The sequence below is a fragment of the Roseospira visakhapatnamensis genome, from assembly GCF_014197915.1.
In the GTDB taxonomy this organism is placed as follows: Bacteria; Pseudomonadota; Alphaproteobacteria; order Rhodospirillales; family Rhodospirillaceae; genus Rhodospira; species Rhodospira visakhapatnamensis.
Genome location: NZ_JACIGK010000003.1, coordinates 93,497 through 116,770 on the forward strand (window position 1 = coordinate 93,497; position 23,274 = coordinate 116,770).

General features: G+C 68.0%; 18 protein-coding genes and 2 tRNA genes. 9 read left to right on the forward strand and 11 right to left on the reverse strand.

Annotated elements, in window-relative coordinates; translation table 11 throughout:
- Positions 1-3: 3 nt before the first annotated feature.
- From GGD89_RS03010 to GGD89_RS03035, 6 genes are all read right to left on the reverse strand, one after another.
- Positions 4-450 (reverse strand): hypothetical protein, encoded by a 447-nt coding sequence (locus GGD89_RS03010; RefSeq protein WP_184042621.1) that lies wholly within the window; start codon positions 448-450, stop codon positions 4-6.
- Entirely contained in the window at positions 447-3,182 is a 2,736-nt protein-coding gene (locus tag GGD89_RS03015; protein WP_184042622.1) for a bifunctional acetate--CoA ligase family protein/GNAT family N-acetyltransferase, read from the reverse strand. The genes GGD89_RS03010 and GGD89_RS03015 overlap by 4 nt, the downstream gene beginning before the upstream one ends.
- 237 nt (positions 3,183-3,419) lie before the next feature.
- Positions 3,420-4,433: an SLAC1 anion channel family protein gene (locus GGD89_RS03020; protein ID WP_246422353.1), complete on the reverse strand. Its 1,014-nt coding sequence runs from the start codon at positions 4,431-4,433 to the stop codon at positions 3,420-3,422.
- Between the two features lie 58 nt (positions 4,434-4,491).
- Positions 4,492-5,070 carry an NUDIX domain-containing protein gene (locus tag GGD89_RS03025; RefSeq protein ID WP_184042624.1) on the reverse strand — a complete coding sequence of 193 codons (579 nt, stop codon included), beginning with the start codon at positions 5,068-5,070 and terminating at the stop codon, positions 4,492-4,494.
- A gap of 364 nt (positions 5,071-5,434) precedes the next feature.
- Positions 5,435-5,509 (reverse strand) — tRNA-Asn (locus tag GGD89_RS03030).
- A 45-nt stretch (positions 5,510-5,554) separates the two neighbouring features.
- Positions 5,555-5,628, reverse strand: a tRNA-Cys gene (locus GGD89_RS03035).
- Between the two features lie 447 nt (positions 5,629-6,075).
- On the opposite strand from GGD89_RS03035, the gene GGD89_RS03040 reads away from it, so the two are divergent.
- From GGD89_RS03040 to GGD89_RS03060, 5 genes are all read left to right on the forward strand, one after another.
- Positions 6,076-6,729 carry a protein-L-isoaspartate O-methyltransferase family protein gene (locus GGD89_RS03040; RefSeq protein ID WP_184042729.1) on the forward strand — a complete coding sequence of 218 codons (654 nt, stop codon included), beginning with the start codon at positions 6,076-6,078 and terminating at the stop codon, positions 6,727-6,729.
- A 354-nt stretch (positions 6,730-7,083) separates the two neighbouring features.
- A complete protein-coding gene (locus GGD89_RS03045; RefSeq protein ID WP_184042625.1) occupies positions 7,084-8,520 on the forward strand; it encodes a TolC family outer membrane protein in 1,437 nt (478 codons plus the stop codon).
- A 91-nt stretch (positions 8,521-8,611) separates the two neighbouring features.
- Positions 8,612-9,211 (forward strand): DUF2497 domain-containing protein, encoded by a 600-nt coding sequence (locus GGD89_RS03050; RefSeq protein ID WP_246422354.1) that lies wholly within the window; start codon positions 8,612-8,614, stop codon positions 9,209-9,211.
- Between the two features lie 115 nt (positions 9,212-9,326).
- A complete protein-coding gene (locus tag GGD89_RS03055) occupies positions 9,327-11,969 on the forward strand; it encodes a valine--tRNA ligase (RefSeq protein WP_184042626.1) in 2,643 nt (880 codons plus the stop codon).
- Between the two features lie 189 nt (positions 11,970-12,158).
- Entirely contained in the window at positions 12,159-12,923 is a 765-nt protein-coding gene (locus GGD89_RS03060) for a hypothetical protein (RefSeq protein WP_184042627.1), read from the forward strand.
- 91 nt (positions 12,924-13,014) lie between these two features.
- Here GGD89_RS03060 and GGD89_RS03065 read toward each other — a convergent pair whose 3' ends face one another.
- Positions 13,015-13,224, reverse strand: coding sequence for a YdcH family protein (locus GGD89_RS03065; RefSeq protein WP_184042628.1), 210 nt, complete (start codon positions 13,222-13,224; stop codon positions 13,015-13,017).
- Between the two features lie 522 nt (positions 13,225-13,746).
- Between GGD89_RS03065 and GGD89_RS03070 the strand changes: the two genes are divergently transcribed.
- Positions 13,747-14,838, forward strand: coding sequence for an ATP-dependent 6-phosphofructokinase (locus tag GGD89_RS03070; protein WP_184042629.1), 1,092 nt, complete (start codon positions 13,747-13,749; stop codon positions 14,836-14,838).
- Positions 14,839-14,887: 49 nt separating this feature from the next.
- Here the strand turns inward: GGD89_RS03070 and GGD89_RS03075 are convergent, their stop codons facing one another.
- On the reverse strand, positions 14,888-15,475 hold the full coding sequence (locus GGD89_RS03075; RefSeq protein WP_184042630.1) for a UbiX family flavin prenyltransferase: 588 nt from the start codon (positions 15,473-15,475) through the stop codon (positions 14,888-14,890).
- A 149-nt stretch (positions 15,476-15,624) separates the two neighbouring features.
- Between GGD89_RS03075 and GGD89_RS03080 the strand changes: the two genes are divergently transcribed.
- Positions 15,625-15,795 (forward strand): YdcH family protein, encoded by a 171-nt coding sequence (locus GGD89_RS03080; protein ID WP_184042631.1) that lies wholly within the window; start codon positions 15,625-15,627, stop codon positions 15,793-15,795.
- A gap of 865 nt (positions 15,796-16,660) precedes the next feature.
- Complete coding sequence (locus GGD89_RS03085; protein WP_184042632.1) at positions 16,661-18,556, forward strand: propionyl-CoA synthetase; 1,896 nt, start codon at positions 16,661-16,663, stop codon at positions 18,554-18,556.
- 203 nt (positions 18,557-18,759) lie between these two features.
- Here the strand turns inward: GGD89_RS03085 and GGD89_RS03090 are convergent, their stop codons facing one another.
- From GGD89_RS03090 to GGD89_RS03100, 3 genes are all read right to left on the reverse strand, one after another.
- Complete coding sequence (locus GGD89_RS03090) at positions 18,760-19,515, reverse strand: phosphatase PAP2 family protein (RefSeq protein ID WP_184042633.1); 756 nt, start codon at positions 19,513-19,515, stop codon at positions 18,760-18,762.
- A complete protein-coding gene (locus GGD89_RS03095) occupies positions 19,512-20,972 on the reverse strand; it encodes a glycosyltransferase family 39 protein (RefSeq protein ID WP_184042634.1) in 1,461 nt (486 codons plus the stop codon). The genes GGD89_RS03090 and GGD89_RS03095 overlap by 4 nt, the downstream gene beginning before the upstream one ends.
- Positions 20,973-21,045: 73 nt before the next feature.
- Positions 21,046-22,146 (reverse strand): LptF/LptG family permease, encoded by a 1,101-nt coding sequence (locus GGD89_RS03100; RefSeq protein ID WP_184042635.1) that lies wholly within the window; start codon positions 22,144-22,146, stop codon positions 21,046-21,048.
- 239 nt (positions 22,147-22,385) lie between these two features.
- Between GGD89_RS03100 and GGD89_RS03105 the strand changes: the two genes are divergently transcribed.
- On the forward strand, positions 22,386-23,174 hold the full coding sequence (locus GGD89_RS03105; RefSeq protein ID WP_184042636.1) for a response regulator: 789 nt from the start codon (positions 22,386-22,388) through the stop codon (positions 23,172-23,174).
- Positions 23,175-23,274: the final 100 nt, after the last annotated feature.

Here is a 23,274-nt window from a genome sequence, read left to right on the forward strand (position 1 = left end):
CGGTCAGGGGATGCAGCGTCCCCCCGCGTAGACCGGATTGGTGCTCAGGTCCCGACACAGGCGCAGGTCGGCGCCCCCCTCGGCGGCGGCGCCACTCAGCCAGATGCGCAGGTCCTGAAAACTGAAGTAGGGAACCACCGTGGGCCGGTTGGCCATCATGGCCCGGCCGATGTCGTTGATGCCGGTCAGGCAGGCTTCGGTCACCAGCGTCATGTCCGGGCCGCGCGTACGGAACAGCGCGGTCGAGCGCCGGTTGGCATCCTCGCACTGCGTCTGGGACTCGTAGTGGAAGTCCACCAGGTTGTAGAAGCTCCCGTCGACCATGCGGAACTTCTGATAGCGGTGGATGTCGCCGTTGTCCTGGGCCAGGGCCGCGCCACCGGCGACCACCGCGACCAGCAGGATCGCGGCGGTTCCCCGGAGACGGTGACGGCACCGGCCGGATATCATGGCGCCGGGTGCGTTCGTTCGCCGCTGTGCGCCGAGCGTTCCGGCGTGTTCTGAAGGTCAAGGATCAGTTCGACCACGTCGTCCTCGACCATGCCCACGCGCTCGAACCCCAGGTTCTGGCAGAAGTGGAGCATGCGCGTGTTGTCCTTGAGCACCTGGCCGACCATGAAGTTGGTGCCCCGCGACCGGCAATAGCGGATCATCTTCTCCAGCAGCGCGACGCCCAACCCCGAGCCCTTCAGATCCGAGCGCACGACGATGGAGAACTCGGTGCGGTCGTTGTTGGAGTCGGTGACCGTGCGGACCACGCCCAGGGTCTCCTCCTCGCCGTCGCCCTCGGTGTCGGCGCGGGCGATGAAGGCCATCTCGCGCGCGTAGTCGATCTGGGTCAGGCGGGCCATCTGGTCATGGGGCAGTTCCTTGACCAGGCCGAAGAAGCGGAACCGGATGTCCTCCGGCGTCAGGCGCGAAACGAAGTCGTAGTGCTTGGGTTCGTCCTCGGGACGGATCGGCCGCAGCAACGCGACCTTGCCGTCGTTCATGGTGAAGCGTTCTTCCAGCTCCTTGGGATAGGGCCGGATGGCGATCCGGTGCGGACCGCGCGTCTGTTCCGGGTCCAGCCGGATGCGGGCATCCACCGCCAGCACCCCATCGCTGTCGGCGAACAGCGGGTTGATGTCCAGTTCGACGATCTCTGGCGTGTTGATGACCATCTGCGAGACCTTGATGAGGGTCAGGCAGATGGCGTCCAGATCGGCCGGCGGCCGGTCGCGGTAGCCCTTGAGAAGCTTGTAGATGCGGGTGTTCTCGATCAGCGAGCGCGCCAGTTGCATGTTCAGCGGCGGCAGGGTCACGGCGCGGTCGCCGATCACCTCGACCGCCGTGCCGCCCTCGCCGAACAGGATGATCACACCGAACACCGGATCGGTGGCGACCCCCACGATCAACTCGTGGGCGCCTGGCCGGCGCATCATCTTCTGCACCGTGAAGCCGTCGATGCGCGCGTCGGGGTAGGTGGTCGCGACGCGCTGCATGATGTTGTGGGCGGCCTGTTCGGTTTCCTCCGGCGTGTTCAGATCCAGCACCACGCCGCCGACGTCGGACTTGTGGGTGATGTCCGGCGACAGGATTTTGACCACCACCGGGCAGCCCATGCGCCGGGCGACCTCGCCGGCTTCCTCGGGACCACGGGCGATGTGGGTTTCGACGGTGGGGATGCCGTAGGCCGCGAACACGGCCTTGGCGTCCGGCTCGTTCATGATCAGGCGGCCGGCGCGGATCGAATTGTCCATGACCAGGCGCGCCGAGGTGGCGGCCGGCGTGAACTCCACCGGCATCGACGGCGGCGTCTCCATCAGGATCTTGCGATTGCGCTCGAAGGCGACGGTGTGCATGAAGGCGCGCACCGCCTGATCCGGCGTGTGATAGGTGGGGATCGAGGCGGCGGCGAAGCGCCGGCGTGCCTCGGTCACCGCGCCCTCGCCGACGAAACAGGTGGAGAGGTGGGCGCGCTTGTGACGCCCGGACACCGCGATCACCTTCTCGGCGATCTCGTTGGGGCTGCTGATGGCCGTGGGCGCGTGCATGACCAGCACCGAGTCGACCTCCGGCGCCTGGAACAGGACGTCCATGGCGTCGGTGTAGCGGGATCCGGGCGCGTCGCCGATGATGTCCACGGGGTTGCCGCGCGACCAGGTGGCCGGCAGGACCTTGTCCAGCTTGCCGATGGTTTCGTCGGACAGGGAGGCCAGCGAGCCCCCGATGTCGATCAGGTCGTCCACCGCCATCACGCCGATGCCGCCACCGTTGGTCAGCACCGCCAGTCGCTCGCCCACCAGCCGCCGCTGATGCGCCAGGGTTTCCACGGCCTGGAACAGCTCTTCCAGGGTGTACACCCGCAGGATGCCGGCGCGCTGGAATGCGGCCTCGTAGATGTGGTCGGCGCCGGCCAGGGCGCCCGTGTGCGATGCCGCCGCCTGCGCGCCCTCGGCCACGCGTCCCGACTTGATGGCCAGCACCGGCTTGTTGCGCGAGGCGGCGCGGGCCGCGGAAATGAACTTGCGGGCGTCGCGAACGGCCTCGACGTACAGCAGGATGGCGCGCACCTCGGGGTGGGTGCCCAGGTAGTCGATGGTATCGCCGAAATCGACGTCGGCCTTGTCGCCCAGTGAAACGAAGTGCGAGAAGCCGATCCCGCGCGGCGAGGCCCAGTCGAGCACGGCGGTGCACAACGCCCCGGACTGGCTGACGAAGGCCACCTTGCCGGGCTTCGCCGGCTCGTGGATGAAGCTCGCGTTCATGTTCACGCCGGGCACCAGCAGGCCCACGCAGTTCGGCCCCAGAAGGCGCATGCCATAGGCGCCGGCCGCCTTCAGCATGTCGTCCTCGGCCGTGGTCCCGTCGGCGTTCTTGATGGCCTTCAGGCCGGCGGTGATCACGATGGCCGCCTTGCAGCCGCGCTTGCCCAGGCCATCGATGGTGGCCGGCACGATGTGGGGCGGCGTCATCACCACGGCCATGTCGGGCGCCATGGGCAGCGTGTCCACGCTGCTGTAGGCCAGCACGCCGGCAATCGCCTTGCTCTTGGGATTGACCGGCATGATGGGGCCTTCGAAGCCGCCTTGCAGCAGGTTGCGCATGACGACGAAGCCGACGGTCTGGGGTCGGTTGGAGGCGCCGACGACCGCGATGGACCGCGGTGCGAACAGATATTCCAGGTTACGTGTACTCATGACCCCCCCTGCGTGGCCGAACGGCGCGACGACGATGAACCATGTCACGAGCGTACGCCATTTACGCTGCGCCGCAAGATGAAGCGGGCCGCGGGGAATCACTTTTCGTCGGGTCGTCATGTCCGACCCGGGCGTGGGCGTGGCCGCTACCCGGGTCGGTTGCTTCCATCATGCCAACGGTCTTCGAGGCGGACCGGCGCGGTCCGTCGGATGTGGTCCGCGCGTCCGCCTCCGATCTCAGTCCGGAATGAACAGCTTGCCCTGGATCAGGGCCATGAGCGTGCGCGCGAACACGGTGACGATCACCAGCGTGGTGACGGTCAGCAGCCCGGCGCAGATGATCCCCATTTCGTCGTAGCCGTTCAGTCGATGGAACTCCATGGCCGCCACCGACATCGCCGCCAGCGGGAAGGTGTAGGCCCACCAGGAGACGAAGAACGGGACGCGCAGGTATTGGCGCACCAGGGTGAAGTTCAGCAGGGTGATGAACAGCGCGACATAGATCAGGATGCGTGAGAAGGCGTCGATCGCGCCGCCGTTTAGCAACTCGTACGACAAAAACCCGATGGCCGGCGGGGCGATCAGGATGAACAGGGTGGGGATGAACTTGGCGGGCATCTGATCATGGAACACGATTCGGTAGAACACGACCGTGAACAGAACAACCCAGAACACCATGCCGATGGCGAAGAAGAACCAGGAGATCTCGATGTAACCCAGGCGGACACCGGCCAGGGGCACCAGCAGATTGCCCACGATCGGAATGAACCACGCCGGGTTCGAATGGGTGATCTGGTGATTGTGCACGATCCAGCGGCCGAGCAGCCGGAGCGTGAACAGCAAATGGAGCAGGGTGCCCGTGGCCCACAGACCGAACATCAGCGAGACGGAATAGGGCTCGGCGGCGACGGCCAGCAGGAACAGACTGATGGACAGGGCGGGAAAGAAGCTGGAGCGGACCGGGTGATTGAACTCGGCGCGCACCTCGTCGGCGTGAACCACCCATTTCGCCGCATAGAGCACGAGGATGATGGCGAAGCAGGCGGCGGCGAGGGCCAGGATCGCCTCGCCGATCGGGGCGGGAACCCCGAGCACATGGTGGGCCTTGCGCCAGGCGATCCCCAGACCGGCGGTGCCCATGACCAGCGCGAACAGCGGGATGGGCACGTGCATCAGCCATGGGGAGCCCACCTTCTGGGTGTGATCCGGTTGCGGCGCGGCGGCGCCGGCGGGCATGGACGACTGAGTCATGATCGAAAGCCTCATAGGGGGCAAAAGAGTGTTGAGACCGCTTTTATATTATGAGTCTCTAATATGCAAGTCGCGCCTGAAGCGGTGCCGGCAGATCGCCGTTGACCGCCATCAGGCGCGCCCGGAACAGGGTGGCGACGGAGTGCGCGTCGGTGATCGCGCCCCGCTCGGCCATGGCCACGGCCTCGGCGAAGGGCACGCGACGGAGGGTGAGGCGCTCGGTCTCCTCCGGCCGGGCCGGACCCTCGGTCAGGTCCCAGGCCAGGAAGGACACCGCCGTCTCGTCGGTGACCGAGTTGGACAGGTGCAGGTCCAGGATGTCCCGCCACGCCGCCGCCTCAAGGCCCGTCTCCTCGGACAGTTCGCGGCGCGCCGACAGCAGCGGATCCGTACCCACCGGGCAGCCGCCCTCGGGCAGTTCCCAACTCCACGCCTTCAACGCATAACGGTACTGCCCGACCAGGGTGACCTGTCCGTGGTCGTCGATGGGCAGGATGCAGACCGATCGGGACTTGAAGTGCACCACGCCATAGATCCCCGGCGTGCCGGCCGGTGTCAGGACCTGGAACTCGGTGACCTGAATCCAGGGGTTGTCATAGACGGGACGCGCGGACAGCGTGGTCCAAGGGTTGCTCATCGTATCCAAGGTCGTATCCAAGGCCGTATCCATGGTCGTGTCCACTGGGCCGGCGGGTCCCGGGGGTGGAGCCCGCGGGTCGTCGGAGGAGGGGCCAGAAGACGGGCCAGATGACTTTGGGGAGCCGGACATGGTGCGAAGGCGCTCCTCATCGGATCGACGCCGGCGTTGGCGTGGTGGGGCCGCCGTGATGCTGGCCCCGAGGTCCGATGGTAGTGTGTCATCCTGGTTGGGGACTTGACAGGACGCAATCGACGGGGCGCCAGGGTGGTTCTGCGGCCACAAAAAGCGAAAGCGCCCCGGGGCGAGGCCCCGAGGCGCTTGCGTAACGGTCGCCCATGCCGCGAGGGCATGGAGGAAAAACTGGCTCCGGCGGTAGGATTCGAACCTACAACCCTGCGGTTAACAGCCGCATGCTCTGCCGTTGAGCTACGCCGGATCACAAGACCGCGTTCGGGTGTCGAGGACTCCCGTGAACGCACCCTGGAGGCCGGGGCCGGAATCGAACCGACGTACGGGGATTTGCAGTCCCCTGCATGACCACTCTGCCACCCGGCCCCGAACTTCCCGGCACGGCCCGCATGAAGCGTGCCGCCGGGGAAGGCCGGCTTTATAGTCAAACGGCGTGGGGTGGTCAAGCGCCGCGCACCGGCTTTTTTCGCGGCCATGGCGACAGGGCGACAGGGCGGCAGGCGCCCCCCGGCGGGGTCGCGAGGCGCCTGTTGTGGGACGACGACAGGTCATGCCGTCCAGAAGCATCTCCACCTCCAGGCTCCTCGCGGACTGCCAACCTGAGCCCGGCGCCCTGTGGAACCGCAGTGTGGCCATTGTGTTGGTCGGGCGCACTCGCTATAAAACCGCGCCATGATCTCTCCTTGTTGGCCGCGCACGCGCAGGTGATCCTGAGCGCCGATCGCTCGTTCGACAGACATGGCCAGCCATTCCGGATCGAGGTCGCGCCGACGGCGCTTGACGACAGGACCCACACCAGCACGGGAGGCGATGATGGAGTTCGAAAAGGCCCGCTTCAACATGGTCGAGAACCAGATTCGCGCCAATCGGGTCACCGATCCGGTGGTGCTGGAGGCGATGGGCAAGCTGCCGCGGGAACTGTTCGTGCCCAAGACGCTGCGGGGCATCGCCTATGTGGACGAGGATCTGCCGCTGGATGACGGCCGGTACCTCATGGAGCCCATGGTGCTGGCACGGATGATCCAGGCGGCGGCCGTGCGCGAGACCGACGTGGTGCTGGATGTGGGCTGCGCCACCGGCTACTCCTCGGCCGTGCTGGCCGGCATGGCCAGCACCGTGGTCGGCCTGGAACAAGACGAGGATCTGGCCACCCGGGCCACGCGCACGCTGACCGATCTGGGGATCGACAACGCCGTGGTGGTGACCGGACCCTTGCCCGACGGCTATGCGCGCCAGGCCCCCTACGATGTGATCCTGATCGGCGGCGCCGTGCCGGCGGTGCCCGACCACCTGCGTCGTCAATTGGCGGACGGCGGCCGCCTGGTCGCGGTGGTGGGGGACGGTGGTTGGGATAGCAAGGTGACCGTGGTGGAGCGCCACGGCGACGCCTATGGTCAGCGGGTGCTGTACGACGCGGCCACGCCGGTGTTGCCGGGCTTCGAAAAGGACGAGGTGTTCGTTTTTTGATGCGGGCCGACGTGAATGGTTCCGCCTCCTCACGTCACGTGTTAGTGTGTTCTGGTAAAGGACCGGAATATGCTGTCATTTTTCTTTGACGAGATGGGCAAGGCTCGTGGTCTTGGTCGAGCCTTTGCGGACATGGCATGATGGTGCTGGATCACGCCAACGCTCTTCGAACCGTCGCCGTGGCGCCGGAGGCCGGGCTTGATGAAAGCCGGTCGAACGGCCGTCGCGCTTGAAACGCGACGCCGGCCCGAGGGTATGGAGATCAGGCTGTCGGTCATGGGCTGTCGGCCACGGGGCGACGGCGCGGGATTGTGAACAAGGGTGGGACGCGGTGAACAAGCGGGTGACTGTGGCATGACGAAAACAAATCATTTCCTGGCTTGTGCAACCGTCGCCACGCTGGTGTGGACCAGTACGCCGGTCCTCGCGCAGTCTATCGAAGAGGCGCTCGCGGCCGCCTACATGAACAACCCGACGTTGCAGGCCCGTCGTGCCCAGTTGCGGGCCACCGACCAGGGCGTGCCCATTGCCTTGTCGAACTGGCGGCCGACGGTCTCGGTCAGCGGCGAGGCCGGATTGCAGCGGTATCGCCAGGAGGTCGGGTCGGTGTCGTCGACGCGGGACACCCGGCCTGTCTCCGTCGGTGTCTCCGTCGCTCAGCCCTTGTTTCGCGGCTTCCGGACCGAGGCGGAGATCGACAAGGCCGAAATGACCGTGATGGCGGAACGCGCCGCGTTGCGGTCGGTGGAGCAGAGCGTCCTGCTGAACACCGCCACCGCCTATGTGAACGTCGTTCGCGACGACGCGGTCGTCGATCTCAATCGCAACAACGAGGACGTGCTCGGCCGCCAGTTGCAGGCGGCGCGCGATCGCTTTCGCGTCGGCGAGATCACGCGAACGGACGTGGCCCAGGCGGAAGCCCGGCTGTCCGGCGCCAAGTCGGACACGGCGTCGTCGGTGGCCACGCTGGAAAGCTCCCTGGCCACCTACCTGCGTCTGGTCGGGCAGCCGGTCCGCTCGCTGGACGCGCCCGACGCGGTGCCCGATCTGCCGGTCTCGCGGGATGAGGCGCTGAGCCGGGCGCTGGCGAGCAATCCGTCCATCATCGCCGCCGAGTACACGTGGCGCAGCGCGCAGGACGAAATCCGCAATCAGCGGGGCCGGCTGTTGCCGACCGTCGACCTGGAAGGCGCGTTTTCCCAGGGATGGGACCAGAGCGCCGTCGAGGATTCCAACACACGGGTGTTCTCGGCGACCATCAATGTGTCCGTGCCGATCTATCAAGGGGGCACCGTCTATTCCCAGTTGCGCCAGGCCAAGCATATCGCCGGTCAGCGGCGCCTGGAGTTTGACGAGGCCACCACCCAGGTTCGCGAGGAAACGGAGCAGGCGTGGGAGACGCTGGTCGCCACCGAGAGCCGCATTGAGTCCCTGCGTGACCAGATCGACGCCGCCGAGATCGCCCTGGAGGGCGTGGAGCGCGAGGCCCAGGTGGGCGCGCGTACCGTGCTGGACGTCCTGGATGCCGAGCAGGAGCTTCTGAACGCCCGCGTGGATATGGTTCTGGCGCGCCGTGACCGCCTGGTGGCCGGCTACTCGTTGCTGGCGGCCGTCGGCGGCCTGACGGCCGACGCCCTGAGCCTGCCGGTCACGCTGTACGATCCGACCGCCAACTACAAGGAGGTCCGGGATCAGTGGTTTGGCTCGTCCGATGCCGCGGACGGCGATGCGGCCCTGGGGCTGGGGGGACGGCCGGCGGGAGGTTTCGCGGAACCGGTGCCGGCCAACTGACCCTGGGGGCGGATTCCGACCGACGGCCGCATACGCTGGCGTGTCGGGTCCCGTGGGGGCGGCCGCGTGCGCAGGAAGGACGACGACGCTCATGACCGACAAGGACGCGCAACAGGAACCCTCGATGGAGGACATCCTGGCCTCGATCCGCAAGATACTGTCGGAGGACGAGGAAGAGGAAGCCGCGCGCGCCGAAGCCCCGCCGAAGCCGGCCCCCCCGCCGGCTCCGGAGCCGGAACCGGAGCCGGAACCCATGCTGGCGGATCCCGAGCCCGAGCCGGACCCGTTGCCGTTGCTTGAGGAGGACGACGAGGACGACGTTCTCGAACTCACCGACGACATGATCGCCGAGGATCCCGAGCCGGCGCCGCCACCCCCTCCGCCGCCTCCGCCTCAGGCCGCCCCACCTCAGGCTCCCCCGCGTCCGTCACCGCCGGCGCTGGACGATGACGAGCCGCTGGTGGCGCCGTCCGTGGCCGAGATGTCGACCCGCTACCTGAACGACCTGTCCCAGATGGTGGAGGCCAACGCCATGCCCGTCGGCAATGGGTCGATCACCCTGGAGACCCTGGCTCGCCAAGTGATTCGGGAGCTGGTCAAGACGTGGCTGGACGATAATCTACCGTCGATTACGGAACGTCTGGTGCAGCGCGAAATCGAACGTCTGGCCAAGGGCGCCGGGAGGCGATAGAAAATCCTGGGCGCGGGCACGCGGACAGCCGGCCGGCCGGAGCCTTTCCTGGCCGGCCTTTTTCATGACCTTGAGTGATCCCTGGATCACGTCAGAAAGGGAAACGGGTTCAGCCATGCTGGACAAGACCTACGACGCGAAAACGGTCGAACAACGACGCTATGAGCGATGGGAAGCGTCGGGCGCGTTCGCCTGCGACCCGAGCGCGAACGTCGCGCCCTACACCATCATGATGCCGCCGCCCAACGTCACCGGCAGCCTTCACATGGGGCATGCGCTGACGTTCACCCTTCAGGACGTGCTGGTCCGCTACTTCCGCATGAAGGGGCGTGATGCCCTGTGGCAGCCGGGCGCCGATCATGCCGGAATCGCCACCCAGATGGTGGTCGAGCGCAATCTGGCCGCCGAGGGCCGGACCCGCTATGACCTCGGGCGCGAAGCGTTCATTGATCGGGTGTGGGAGTGGAAGGCCCACTCCGGCGGCACCATCCAGCGCCAGTTGCGTCGCCTGGGCGCCTCGCCGGACTGGGACCGCGAGCGCTTCACCATGGACGAGGGCTTGTCGCGAGCTGTCACCAAGGTGTTCGTGCGGTTGCACAAGGATGGCCTGATCTATCGGGACAAGCGTCTCGTGAACTGGGACCCGAAGCTGCACACCGCCATTTCCGACCTGGAGGTCGATCCGCGTCCCACCGATGGCCGCATGTGGTACTTCCGCTATCCGGTGGTCGATCAGCCCGACCGGTTCGTGGTGGTCGGCACCACCCGGCCGGAGACCATGCTGGGCGATACCGGCGTGGCCGTGCATCCCGACGACGAGCGGTATCGGGACCTGGTGGGCCAGTCGGTCATGGTGCCGATCGTCGACCGCGTCATCCCCGTGGTGGCCGACGCCTACGCCGACCCCGAGAAGGGCTCGGGAGCCGTCAAGATCACGCCGGCCCACGACTTCAACGACTTCGAGGTGGGGCGCCGGCACGATCTGGCGATGATCAACGTGCTGGACCGGGACGCCTGCCTGAACGACTCGGTGCCCGAGGCGTTCCGGGGCCTCGACCGGTTCACGGCCCGCGATCAGGTGGTCGCGCGCATGGATGCGCTCGGCCTCCTGGAGAAGGTCGAGCCCAATGCCATGACCGTGCCCTATGGGGACCGCTCCGGCGTCGTCATCGAGCCCTGGCTGACCGACCAGTGGTTCGTGGACGCCAAGGTGCTGGCGGCCGAGCCCATCAAGGCGGTGGAGGAGGGGCGCACCCGGTTCGTGCCCGCGCACTGGTCCAACACCTTCTTCGAGTGGATGCGCAACATCCAGCCCTGGTGCGTCAGCCGGCAGATCTGGTGGGGGCACCGCATCCCGGCGTGGTATGCGTCCGACGGCACCATCTTCGTCGAGGAGACGGAGGAGGAGGCCCTCGCCGCGGCCCGCGACCACTTCGGCGCGCCGGTGGCGCTGCGCCGGGACGACGATGTCCTGGACACCTGGTTCTCCTCGGCGCTGTGGCCGTTCTCGACCCTGGGATGGCCCGAGCGGACGCCGGAACTGGAGCGCTACTATCCCGGCGACGTGCTGGTCACCGGCTTTGACATCATCTTCTTCTGGGTCGCCCGGATGATGATGATGGGCCACTACTTCATGGGCGACGTGCCGTTCCGCGAGGTCTACATCCATGCCCTGGTCCGCGACGAGAAGGGCCAGAAGATGTCCAAGTCCAAGGGGAATGTCATCGACCCCCTGGACCTGATCGATAGCTACGGCACCGATGCCCTGCGCTTCACCCTGACCGCCATGGCGGCGCAGGGGCGCGACATCAAGATGAGCGAGGGCCGGGTTCAGGGATACCGCAACTTCGCGACCAAGCTGTGGAACGCGGCGCGCTTCTGCCGTATGAACGACTGCGTGTCAGTTCCGACGTATGCGCCCGGCGAGGCCACCACCACCCTGAACCGCTGGATCGTCGCCACGGTGGCGGATACGGCGCGGCGCATGGAGCAGGCGCTGGAGACATACCGGTTCAACGAGGCGGCGCAGGTGATCTATCAGTTCACCTGGAACACCTTCTGCGACTGGTACCTGGAGTTCGCCAAGCCGGTGTTCGGCGGTCCCGACGCGGCGGCGGCGGCGGAGACCCGCGCCACCACCGCGTGGGTGCTGGATCGCATCCTGGTGATGCTGCATCCGATCATGCCCTATGTGACGGAAGAGCTCTGGGAGGCCCTGTCGGACCAGCGTGAAACGCCGCTGGTCACCGCCGGCTGGCCGGATGAGAGCGACATGGCCGCGCCCGACGCCGTGGCGGAAATGGACTGGGTGGTGCGCCTGATCACCGCCATCCGCTCGGTGCGATCGGAAATGAACGTGCCGCCGGGAAGCCGGCTGGCCATCCAGATCAAGGACGCCGGCACGGTCACGCGGGCGCGCCTGGCCACGCACGACGCCGTGCTGCGGAGCCTGGCGCGCCTGAACGAGATCACTCTGGTGGCGGAGGCGCCCTCCACGGGCGCGGCCCAGGTGGTGGTGGACGAGGCCACGGTCATCCTGCCGCTGGCCGATGTCATCGACCTGGACAAGGAGCGTCAGCGCCTAGCCAAGGACGTGGCCCGTCAGGACGGCGAGATCGCCAAGCTGGCCCGCAAGCTGGAGAACGCGGGGTTCCTGTCCAAGGCGCCGGCCGAGGTCGTGGCCGAGAACCGCGAGCGTCTGGTCGAACTGGAGGCCGTGCGCGACCGGTTGCGGGAGGCGCTGGCCCGCATCGGCTGAGCAGGGTGGCCGCCCGTCCCGCCACGGCGGTCCCGGGCATGCACGGTCCGTCCTCGCGACCGCGAGCCCTGGTCGGGCTGTGGGACCTGTCGGCGCGCGCGCCGCCTGTGCTACCCTTTGGTCGCGGTTGCGGTCGCGGCGAGGCAAGTCCGGCCTCCGCCGGTTTCGCCGCGTGGCCAGGGGGGCGCCATGGCCGACGACATTCCAGGTCCCGCGCCGCCCATGGCCGTCGACTGGCGCCAGGAGCGGTCCTCGGACGGACACACCGGCCGTGGTGGCCGGCATGCGGCGCAGGATCACGCGCGCGCGGCCGGGGCCTATGAACGACTCGGGCCGTCGCCGCATGCCATCGCCGATGCTCTCTCTGTCCAGGGCGTGCCCGAGGCGGACCTGACGCCGGCCGTGCGGCGGGCGATGGGGCAGCTCATGGGCGAGGTCGACCGCCTGCGTCAGGAGTTGGACGTGGCGCGCGAGGGCGCGGGGGGCATGGTCGATGTGCGCGATCGTGCCGAACATCTGCCGCTGATGGGCGCCCGGTCCCTGGAGCGGGCCTTTCGCCTGCGCTTGGCGGCGGAGGCGGACAGCGGCGCGGTGCCCGCCGTCGTCTTCTTTTACGCCGGCAACTACGAGACGGTACGCGAGCGCCACGGACTGGCCGCCGCCGAGGCCGTCTACCACGCCATGGCCAGCGCCATGGCGCGATGTCGCGCCGACACCGAGGACCTGGGGGCCTTGGGCGGGGCCAGCGCGGTGATGCTGATCCCCTTCGACGGGCAGGTGGACCGCCTGTGGGTGCGGGCGCGTGCCCTGGCCCGGGAGGCCGGCGCGCCGGTGCCATGGCGGTCCGACACCGTGCCGGTCGGGTTGCTGATCGGCGTGCATGTCCCGCGTCGGGGCGAGCGGCCGGGCGATGCGTTCTGGCAGGCGGAGCGGGCGGCGCGCCGGATCGTGTGACCATCGCCCCCGGCACGACGCCCCCGGCACGACGCCCCCGGCGCGGGCCGGGCCGGCGGGCGGGCCCGCAGGCGGCCGGACCGTCAGGGGATCAGGCGATGATGTCGGGGGTGACCTGATTCTGAAGGCGGGCGATCTCGTCCTTGAGGATCAGCTTCCGCTTCTTCAGGCGCCGCAGTTGCAGCATGTCGTAGGGGGCTGTGTCCATCAGGCGTGCGATGACCTCGTCCAGGTCACGGTGTTCCAGCCTCAGAGCCTCCAGTCGGCGGCGGAGGGTCGCGGTCTCTTCATCGTCGATCATGCGGGGTCCGGTTGCGGCGCCAGGGGTCAGGACTCGCGCCGACGAGCGGGGGCTCCTCGACGCCCACCAGCGCGCGTCTCGGTGCCCTGTCTCGCCCCTGCCGTGCCTGACGGACACGGTCGCGGATGGCGGACCGGACGAGGGACTCGCGCCGGCGACGGGAAACACCACCGGCCCGCGGTCTCGGCCGATGGGATCGGAGCGGCCTTGGCCGTAACGGACGGCCCCTCTCCGGGCCGCCTGGGGCTTCACACGGGGCGAAGCATGAGCGGGTCCGGCGAAAATCGTGAAAGTTCTCCGATACTGGTCGTCAGACTAGCAGAAAACCGGTGACGGCGACATGGATCCTGACGCACTTTGGGGACGCTGCCGGCGCGGGTTTGATCGCGCGCCAAAGACGGCATCTGCCCAATGATCGGATGTGTTGGCCAGCGGCTGGACCGGTGTTCGTGCGCCGGTGCCGCGTGGAAAGGACAGAACGACGGGGCGACGGACAGGCAAGCCCACAGCACGGAGGACGGCATGGCGAAGATTCGGCGGCTCGGGGTATTGACCAGCGGTGGTGACTGCGCGGGTCTCAATGCGGTGATCCGCGCGGTGACCTATCGGGCGGTGCGCCACTACGGTTGGAAGGTGTTTGGCATCATCGACGGCACCATGGGCCTCATGGAACGCCCCCTGCGCTACCGGGAACTGGACCTGGACATGTTCTCGGGCAACATGCTCCGTGAGGGGGGCACGTTCCTGGGCACGGTCAACAAGGGCGACCCGTTCAACTACCCCATGCCCGATGGCAGCACGCAGGACCGCTCCCTCGACTTCGTGGACGGCTTCAACAAGCTGGCCCTGGACGCGGTGGTGGTCATCGGGGGCGACGGCTCCATGCGCATCCTGTCGCAGTTGTGCGAGCGTGGCGGCATCGGCATGGTCGGCGTGCCCAAGACGATCGACAACGACGTGCATGGGACCGACTTCGCGGTCGGCTTCACCACCGCCGTCAACGTCGTGACCGAGTCCCTGGATCGCCTGCAACCCACCGCCGCCAGCCATCACCGTGTGATGATCCTGGAGGTGATGGGCCGTGACGCCGGACACATCGCCGTCAACGCCGGCATCTCCGGCGGGGCCGACGTCATCCTGATCCCCGAACTGCCCTATCGTCTGGAAAGCATTGCCGAGAAGATCGACCAGGTGATTCGCGAGGGCCGCAACCACGCCCTGGTGGTGGTCGCCGAGGGCGTCAAGACGGAGGACGGGTTGAATGCGCAGGTGGCGCATTCGCACGGGCAGACCCGGTACGGCGGGATCGGGCACTACCTGTCGGATCGCATCTCCAAGATGACCGAGTTGGAGACCCGCGAGACGATCCTGGGCCATGTGCAGCGCGGCGGTACGCCGTCCACCCGTGACCGCCTGCTGGCGTCGGCGTTCGGGGTTCATGCCGTGGACATGGTCGCCAAGGGGCGCCTGGGCCGCATGGTCGCCTGGCAGGAACGCGGCGTCACCGACGTCCCCCTCAGCGAGGTCTGCATTGGTCCGCGCTCGCTGGAGCCCGATGGCACGCTGATCAACGTGGCCCGTGGCCTGGGCATCTACATAGGAGAGTCGCCCTGATCCCAGCGCCGGCGCGCGCGCCGGCCCCGGGCGGGCTCCCGGCCGAGGGTCAGTCGGCCCCGTCGGGGTCCGCCTCGCGCCAGCGGCGCGCCAGGCCGGCGTCGATGTCGAACAGGTCCAGCAGCCGGCCGACGGTGTGGTCCACCAGATCGTCCAGGGACCGGGGGCGGGCATAGAAGGCCGGCATGGGCGGCGCCACCACGGCCCCCATCTCGGTCACCGTCGCCATGGCGCGCAGATGCCCCAGGTGCAGCGGCGTTTCCCGCACCATCAGAACCAGCCGCCGGCGTTCCTTCAACGTGACGTCGGCGGCCCGCGTCAGCAGGTTGTCGCCGGCCGTCGCGGCGATCGCGCCCAGGGTCCGGGCCGAACACGGCACCACCACCATGCCTCGCGTGCGAAATGATCCCGACGACGGGGCCGCCGTCAGGTCGTCCACCTTGTGCCAGACGGTGGCCAGGGCGCGCACCTGGGCGACCTTCAGCGTGGTTTCGTGGGCGAGCGTGATCTCGGCCGCCGGAGTCATGACCAGATGAGAGGGGATCGCGAGTCGATCCAGCGTCTCCAGAAGGCGCACGGCATAGGCCAGACCGGAGGCGCCGCTGACGCCAACGACGAGCGGGCGGTTTGAGACCATTCCAAAAAAATCCTTCAAACTACTGTGGGTTCGGCAGAAAGCAAGAAGATTCGTCCGTTTTTCATCAAACCGTCGCGGAAACGCTTCCACGCCGATCGGCTCTCGGGTACACTGATTGCGTTTCTCCACCAGATGAGGAGGGTAATGTCATGGGTCGTGATGCACGGTTGGATGCGTTGAACTCGCGGCACTCGGAGCTTGATGATCGTCTGCAGGACGAGACCACGCGCCCGTTGCCGGATTCCAGTCTGATCGCGGCGCTGAAGCGGCAGAAGCTGGCCATCAAGGACGAGATGGCTCGCATGGCAAGGCCCCACTGAGACTGGGAACGCATTGAGCGGGTGTATGACGACCACGGGTGTGTGAGCCCAAGCACACCGTCAGCCCCCCCTTGGTGAGGATGCGTCCGACGCCAAGGTGGACGACGACGAGAGGGAAAAGGCAACGAGAGGATACTGATACAGATACCGCCGTGACACTGACAAGGCACTGATCCCTCGGCCGTGGGTCGAGGGCAACCGATCAGGAGAGGCACCCGGAGGACACGCCTCTCGGCTCCGTCAGTTCCCCGCAACAGGGGACATTGTGGTACCGCTGCGATGCCAGCGGGATGTCAGTCTTTCACCGTCTTATCAGCGGAGGGTCGGGGCGACGCAAGCGTCGCCCCGATTTGGTTATGGGGCCGGTCAGACCGGACCGTGAGGACGGACGGTAATACCAGCGGCGGATGAGGTGACTCATTCCGCCGCGCGGCACCGGCCCGCGCCCCCACCCGGCCACCCCAAGTATACTGCCCCAAGGAAACACGGGTGCCCCGTTGAAGGCGTGGGCCGTGCGGTCCAGGCGTCGCGTCGCGTCGCCGGTTCTTGAGATGGGGCGCCTTGCGCGCGTCCCAGGGCGGATGGGTGATGCTTGTCCGCCACCGGACGGAGTCCCGGCTGCGCCAGTCCGGCGCCACCGCGCGAGGCCGTGGCGCGCCGGCCGCGACGCGGATCCCACAGCCGATGCCGTGTCCTCGTGCGCGGGTTTTCCGTATTCTTTGTTGCGTTCATGGCGCCGGTGCGTAATTTTGCTTCCCCCGACGCCGTCGGGTCCGAACGCCAGGCCGCGCGCCATCGTCTTTCTGTCCACGTCATGCGCGGCGCGCCGGCCCAAGTCTCTCGGCCAACCAGCGGAGCGTGCGTCATGGCCAACGCCTATGATCAAGCCCATAGCCTTTCCTTGTCCGATCCGGCCTCGTTCTGGGGTAAGGCCGCGGAGGATATCCACTGGGTCAAACGGTGGGACAAGGTCCTGGACGAGTCCAATCCTCCCTTCTACCGCTGGTTCGTGGGCGGTGAGCTGAACACCTGCTACAACGCCGTGGACCGCCACGTGGACGCCGGTCATGGCGATCGCCTGGCCATCATCTATGACAGCCCCGTCACGGGGACCAAGCGCCAGATCACCTACGCCGAGTTGAAGCAGCTGGTGGCCTCGTTCGCGGGCGTGCTGGCCGACCAGGGTGTCACCAAGGGCGATCGGGTGATCGTCTACATGCCCATGGTGCCCGAGGCGCTGGTGGCCATGCTGGCCTGCGCCCGCCTGGGGGCGGTGCATTCGGTGGTGTTCGGGGGCTTCGCCGCCAACGAGCTGGCGACCCGCATCAACGACGCCAAGCCCACCGTGGTGGTGGCCGCGTCCTGCGGCGTGGAGCCGAGCCGCGTCGTGGCCTACAAGCCGCTGCTGGACGAGGCCATCCGCGTCGCCACCCACAAGCCCGCCCGCTGCGTCATTCTCCAGCGCGAGCAACTGCGCTGCGACATGGTCGAGGGACGGGACGTCGACTGGGCCGAGGCCGTCGCCAACGCCCGCCCCCACGACTGCGTGCCCGTGCTGGCCACGGATCCGCTGTACATTCTGTATACTTCCGGGACCACCGGGCAGCCCAAGGGCGTCGTGCGCGACAACGGCGGCCATGCCGTGGCCCTGAAGTGGACCATGAAGGCCATCTATAACGTCGAGCCGGGCGAGGTCTACTGGGCGGCGTCGGACGTGGGCTGGGTCGTCGGGCACTCCTACATCTGTTATGGCCCGCTGCTGCACGGCTGCACCACCGTCGTGTTCGAGGGCAAGCCGGTCGGCACGCCCGATGCGGGCACCTTCTGGCGCATCATCAGCGAGTACAACATTCCGATCCTGTTCACCGCGCCGACGGCCTTCCGGGCCATCAAGAAGGAAGACCCCAACGCCGAGTTCCTGGCCAAGTACGACATGAGCCATTTCCGGACTCTGTACCTGGCCGGTGAGCGCGCCGATCCGAACACCATCACCTGGGCGCGCAACAACCTGAAGGTTCCGGTCATCGATCATTGGTGGCAGACGGAAACCGGCTGGGCCATCGCCGCCAACTGCATGGGCCTGCACGAGTTCCCGGTCAAGCTGGGGTCGCCGTCGAAGGCCGTGCCCGGATGGGACGTGCAGGCCCTGGGCGAGAACAAGGAGCAGATGCCCCCGGGCCAGATCGGCGCCCTGGTGTGCAAGCTGCCGCTGCCTCCGGGCACGCTGCCCACGCTGTGGAACGCCGACGAGCGGTTCCGCAACGCCTACATGGACGAGTACCCGGGGTACTACAAGACCGGCGACGCCGGGTTCGTGGACGAGGACGGCTACGTCTACGTCATGACCCGCACCGACGACATCATCAACGTCGCCGGGCACCGCCTGTCCACCGGGGCCATGGAAGAGGTGCTGGCCAACCATCCGGACGTGGCGGAATGCGCCGTCATCGGCGTGCATGACGACATGAAGGGGCAGATGCCGCTCGGCTTCATGGTGCTCAAGGCCGGCGTGGCCAAGCCCAAAGAGGAGGTGGTCAAGGAGGCCGTGAAGATGGTGCGCGACACCATCGGTCCCGTGGCCGCCTTCAAGCAGGCCCTGGTCGTGCCGCGTCTGCCGAAGACGCGCTCCGGCAAGATCCTGCGCGGCACCATGCAGAAGATCGCCGACCATCAGGACTACAAGATGCCGGCGACCATCGACGATCCCGACATCCTGCCTGAGATCGAGGAAGCGTTGCAGGAGATTGGCCTGGCTCGCTAGAGTAAATCCCGAGCGATCCGAACCGGGTCGCGACGACGATTTGCTTTAAAAACAAAAACGGTGAGCGTTTTTGGGTGAGTCCAAAATCACGCAACACGCTCTAAGACCGGCTGACGTACCCGCGCCGGCGCCGCGATGGGGGTCACCGGTCCTGGTCCTGACGAGTCAGGACCAGGACCGGTCCCGAGCGTCGCCGGTCCGTCTCAAGGGCCGGTGGCGGACGGGTCGGACGACTCGTCCGTGTCCCGGGACACGGTGGCGGGATCGGCCCGCGTCGCGCGCTCGGGGCCGTCCACCATTACCCTGTGCAGCCACAGGGTCACCGTCACCACGACGACGCCGGCGAACAGCACGTCGGACAGGAAGTGCCCGCCCACCACGACGCGGGCGCCGCTCATCAGCGCGCCGAATCCCAGGGCGCCGGCCACCGCCCAGGGCCGCCACGCCGGCGGCGCCAGCAGGGCCAGGGCCACGGTCCAGAACCCCAACGCGGCGTGTCCGGCGACGAACGAGCAATTGCTCGCGCACTGGTCCGTCATCATCCAGGGCGGCGTGAAGCGGGCCTCGCCGCCGAAGGCGAGAATGTCGCTCGGCCGGGCGCGTCCCCACCACTCCTTGAACACGCCGTTGACGATCAGGCCCGGTCCCAGCGCCAGCGAGGTCAGCACGAAGGCTACTCGCCGCCCGTTCAGCGCGTGCGGGGTGCCGGCGCCGGTCACCCGGCCGCCGAGCCATTGCAGCACCAGAAAGAGAACGACCCCATACAGAATCGGCGGCACGCCCTTGCGCAGGAGGTTCAACAGAGGACCCTCGCGCATGAACCGGTCCTGTTCGGGATCGTAGAACACGCCGCTGACCGCCAGGTCGATCTGGGGGAAGGCGACCAGCACCAGGACCAGCGCCAGCAGGACGCGGTACCCCCAGATGCCGCTCCAGGCTGCCGGACGTCCCGTCGTCATGGCCTCACCATCACCGCCGCCCAGGCGCGCCGCCGGCCGTCATCGAGACGGACGCTGAGGCGGGCCCGGATGTCGCCACCGTCCTCCGCCAGGGCCTCGGGCATCACCAGCAGGCCCGCGAAGGCCCGGCCGGCGTCCGGCCCGGCGCCCACCTCCCGGGCTTGCACGCCCAGCGCGCGGGCGTGGTAGATGATCACCGGCGCGCCGTCGCCGGCCACGCCGATCGGCGTTTCGGGATAGGCGTCGGCGATGCCCCGGATCCAGGCGCCGGTCTCGTCCCATCCTCGGCCGCCGGCCACGGGATCGAACCAGGCGGGCGGGACCCAGCCGCAGTCGCGGGCGAACGGCACGCCCGACGTCAACAGAACGAACAGCAGCAGATTCACCGCGATGGCGACGCGCAGCCAGGTGACCGCCTCGTGCACCACCTTCCAGCCCACCACCAGAAGGCAGGCGGCGATGGCGGCCGGCGCGGTCAGGGTGGCGCCGGCCTCCAGGACCAGTGTCAGGGCGAGGGTGACCAGCAGCACCGGCATGGTGAAGATCACCAGCAGCCGAACGCGGTAATCGGCGAGGGCGCCGGTCCGCATCGCGAAGGGCACGCGAGCCATCGCCCGGATCAGCGCGGCGGCCAGCACCGGGCCGAACATCAGAATCCCGACCACGACCGCCCACCCCAGCGCGCGCGGATCCGGCGTTCCGCCGGCCAGGGCGCTCCACAGGCGGCGGTAGCCGTCCCAGTCGTGGGCGGCGTGCCAGGCGACCTCGGGGCCATAGATCGCCGCCGCCGCCAGCCCCGCCAGACCCAGCCCGCCCCACAGCCGCCCGCCGCGGAACTCCGGCGACACCGCCAGGTAGGCCAGCGTCGCCAGGGCGAACAGGGCCATCACCGGATGGGCCAGCAGGCCGACGCCGACGCTGGCCCCCAGCACGACCCAGGAGCCCGGCCGCGACGGACGGGCCGGCCCGGGCACGGTCAGGCGTGCCAGGGCATGCAGGCCCACGGCCCAGGCCAGCAGCACCAGGGCCATGGGATCGACGATCACCGAGCCCTCCACGACCATGGGCAGGGTGGCGTAGGTCAGCGCGGTCCAGAATCCGGTGCGGGCATCGAACAGGCGCCGGCCGAGGAGGTACATCATCCAGGTGACCAGCCCATGCGCGATGGGCGCGACCAGACGCAGGCACGGCGTGGTGGACCCGCAGGTCTCGGAAAGCCACCCGAGAATCCAGGGTCCCAGCGGCGCGGCATCGGCGTAGCCGGGCCGGGGCGACAGGCCCAGCAGCCAGGGGCGCGCCTCTTCCGGCATCACCGGTGGTGCGTCGCCCGGCGACAGCATGCCCAGCCGCAAACCCGTCAGCAGCAACACCAACAGGGCGACGCCCCACGGGCCGTACGCGACCCCGAACACGCGGTCCAGGAGCGAGGGACGAGGGTCCCGGTAGGTTTCGATCATGGTTGCTCCACGCCCGCCGACGCCGTGGTCGGCGGGTATCCCGCGTCCACGGTGCCCCGATCCCGGAGCCGACTCATCCGTCCTCCAGCTGGAACATCAGGGCCAGCCCCAGAAACCCCGCGATCGCCGTCGGAGACCATGCGGCCATGACCACCGGCAGGGTCTGAGACTGGCCCAGGGTATACGTCACCTGGGAGAAAAAGTAGACGACAAATCCCGCCACCACGGCGCCCGCCAGGCGTGCAAGCCAAGCCCCCCGGCGGCTGCTGGAGCCCAGGCCGAACACCGCCGCCACCAGAATCATGGCACACAGCATCACCGGCGACGATACCAGGGCATGCCAGTGCATGCGGTGCGCGCTGGCGGAGAATCCGGCGGATTCGAAGAAGGCGATGAAGGACGGCAGGTCCCAGAACGAAATCGTCTCGGGGGCGGCGAACTTCTCCTCGATCTTGGGGATCGACAGGCCGGTCTTGACGGTCATGAACGCGCGCCGGTCCGGCGGACGCCCGGGCACGGAGACCACCGCGTCGGTGAGGATGAAGCGGCCGCCCTGAAGGCGCCCCGTGGGGGCATCGATGCGGCGGATGGTGCGGTTGGCGTCGTCCACCACCATGATCATGATCTCGTCGAGATGCAGCATGCGCGCATCCTGGCGCGCGTTGCGGGCATGCACGACGGTGTAGCGTCCGTCCTCGCCGGACTCGCGCAACCACATGCCGCCCCGGGACAGGGAGAACGGGTTGTCGCTGCCCAGGCCGATGGTCCGCCCGGCGCGTTCGAACTGTGTGAACAGCGCGGCGGCCACGGGATTGAACACGGCGACGTTAATGGCGCCCAGCAACAGGGTCAGCAGGAACAAGGGTATCAGCATCTGCCAGACCGACATGCCGGCGGCCCGGATGACCACCAGTTCGCTGGACCGCACCAGCCGCCAGAAGGTGACGAACGCGCCGGCCATGAACACGAACGGCAGCGCCGTCTGCAACACCAGGGGCAGGCGCAACAGCGCCAGCCGGGTGAGAACGCTCAGCGTCGCCTCCTGCACGCGCGCGGTCTGGCGCAGCAGCTCGATCACGTCGAACAGCAGAATCAGCGCCGCCACCACCAGAAGGGTGACCATCAGCGCCATCAGAAACTGACGCGCCACGTATCGGGTCAGGGTGGAACTCACGCCGACGGTCCTGTAGCCGGGGCGACGAGGCGGCCCGCGCGGGGCGGCAAGGCTCGTCCGATCGGCCTTCGTCTTACACCCTGCCCACCGGGTTTGCCAATGCGGCGACGGCGTCCGGGGGGCGGCCGTCCCGGTGCCCCTCGGGCCATACAGAAACGGACTTGCAGTCGCGCCCTGAGGGGATCCAGGATAGATGGTCTACCCGTCATCCGGTCATGCCCCTCAGGGAAGGATGTCCCATGGTTCCGGCAGGTTTTGTCCCCAGCGCCGAAGATGTCGAGCGCGAGATCGAGGCCGAGTTTCGAGATGACGTTCGCGAAGGCTTGAACTCGATCCAGGTGCAAATCGAGAACCTTCGATCCGGGGCTGTCTCGGGCGCCGAAACGGCGCGATCGGTGCGCAACATCACCGGGACGCTGCGGGCCCAGGCTCCGTCCGGCGTCCTGCCCGGGGCGCGTCTGGTGCTGCAACGCCTGGACGACTACCTCGGTCCCCTGAACGACTTGAAGGGGCATCATGTGGATGACGTCCTGGCGTTCACCGACCGCCTGGAGCAGGCCCTGGAGGGGAACCTGGAAGGTCCCGAGGCCACCGCCCAGATGGTGCGCGAACTGCCCCTGAAGCGCGGGTTCGACATCGACTTCGAGGTCATCATTCCGCGCCCCGTGGAGGTGCTGCTGATCCTGCGCGACCGGGCCGGCGCCCATCTGGTGGAACGCGAGCTGGCCGCCTGCGGCCTGCGCAGCACCAATGTGCGGATCCCCTTCGACGCCTTCGAGCAGGCGTACCGCGCCAAGCCGGACCTGATCATCGCGGGCATGGAACTGGGCGAGATGACCGGCGTGGACCTGGCCTGCGCCTTCACCGCCATGCCGCCGACGCGCGCCATCCCCTTCGCCCTGCTGACCAGCTACAAGTGGGGTCACCCGGCGTTGCGGGAACTCCCCCCACGGGCCGCGCTGCTCAAGAAAGGCACGGCGTTCGGGGATGACCTGGCGCTGGCGCTCAGCCGCTTCGGGATCCTGTGATCGCGACGACGGCCCACGCGCCATGGGCCGTCGTCGGTATCTGGTGTCGGCGAGCCGCGCATCCACCGGCCTCGCGTGCCTGCCCCGCCGGGGCCGCGTG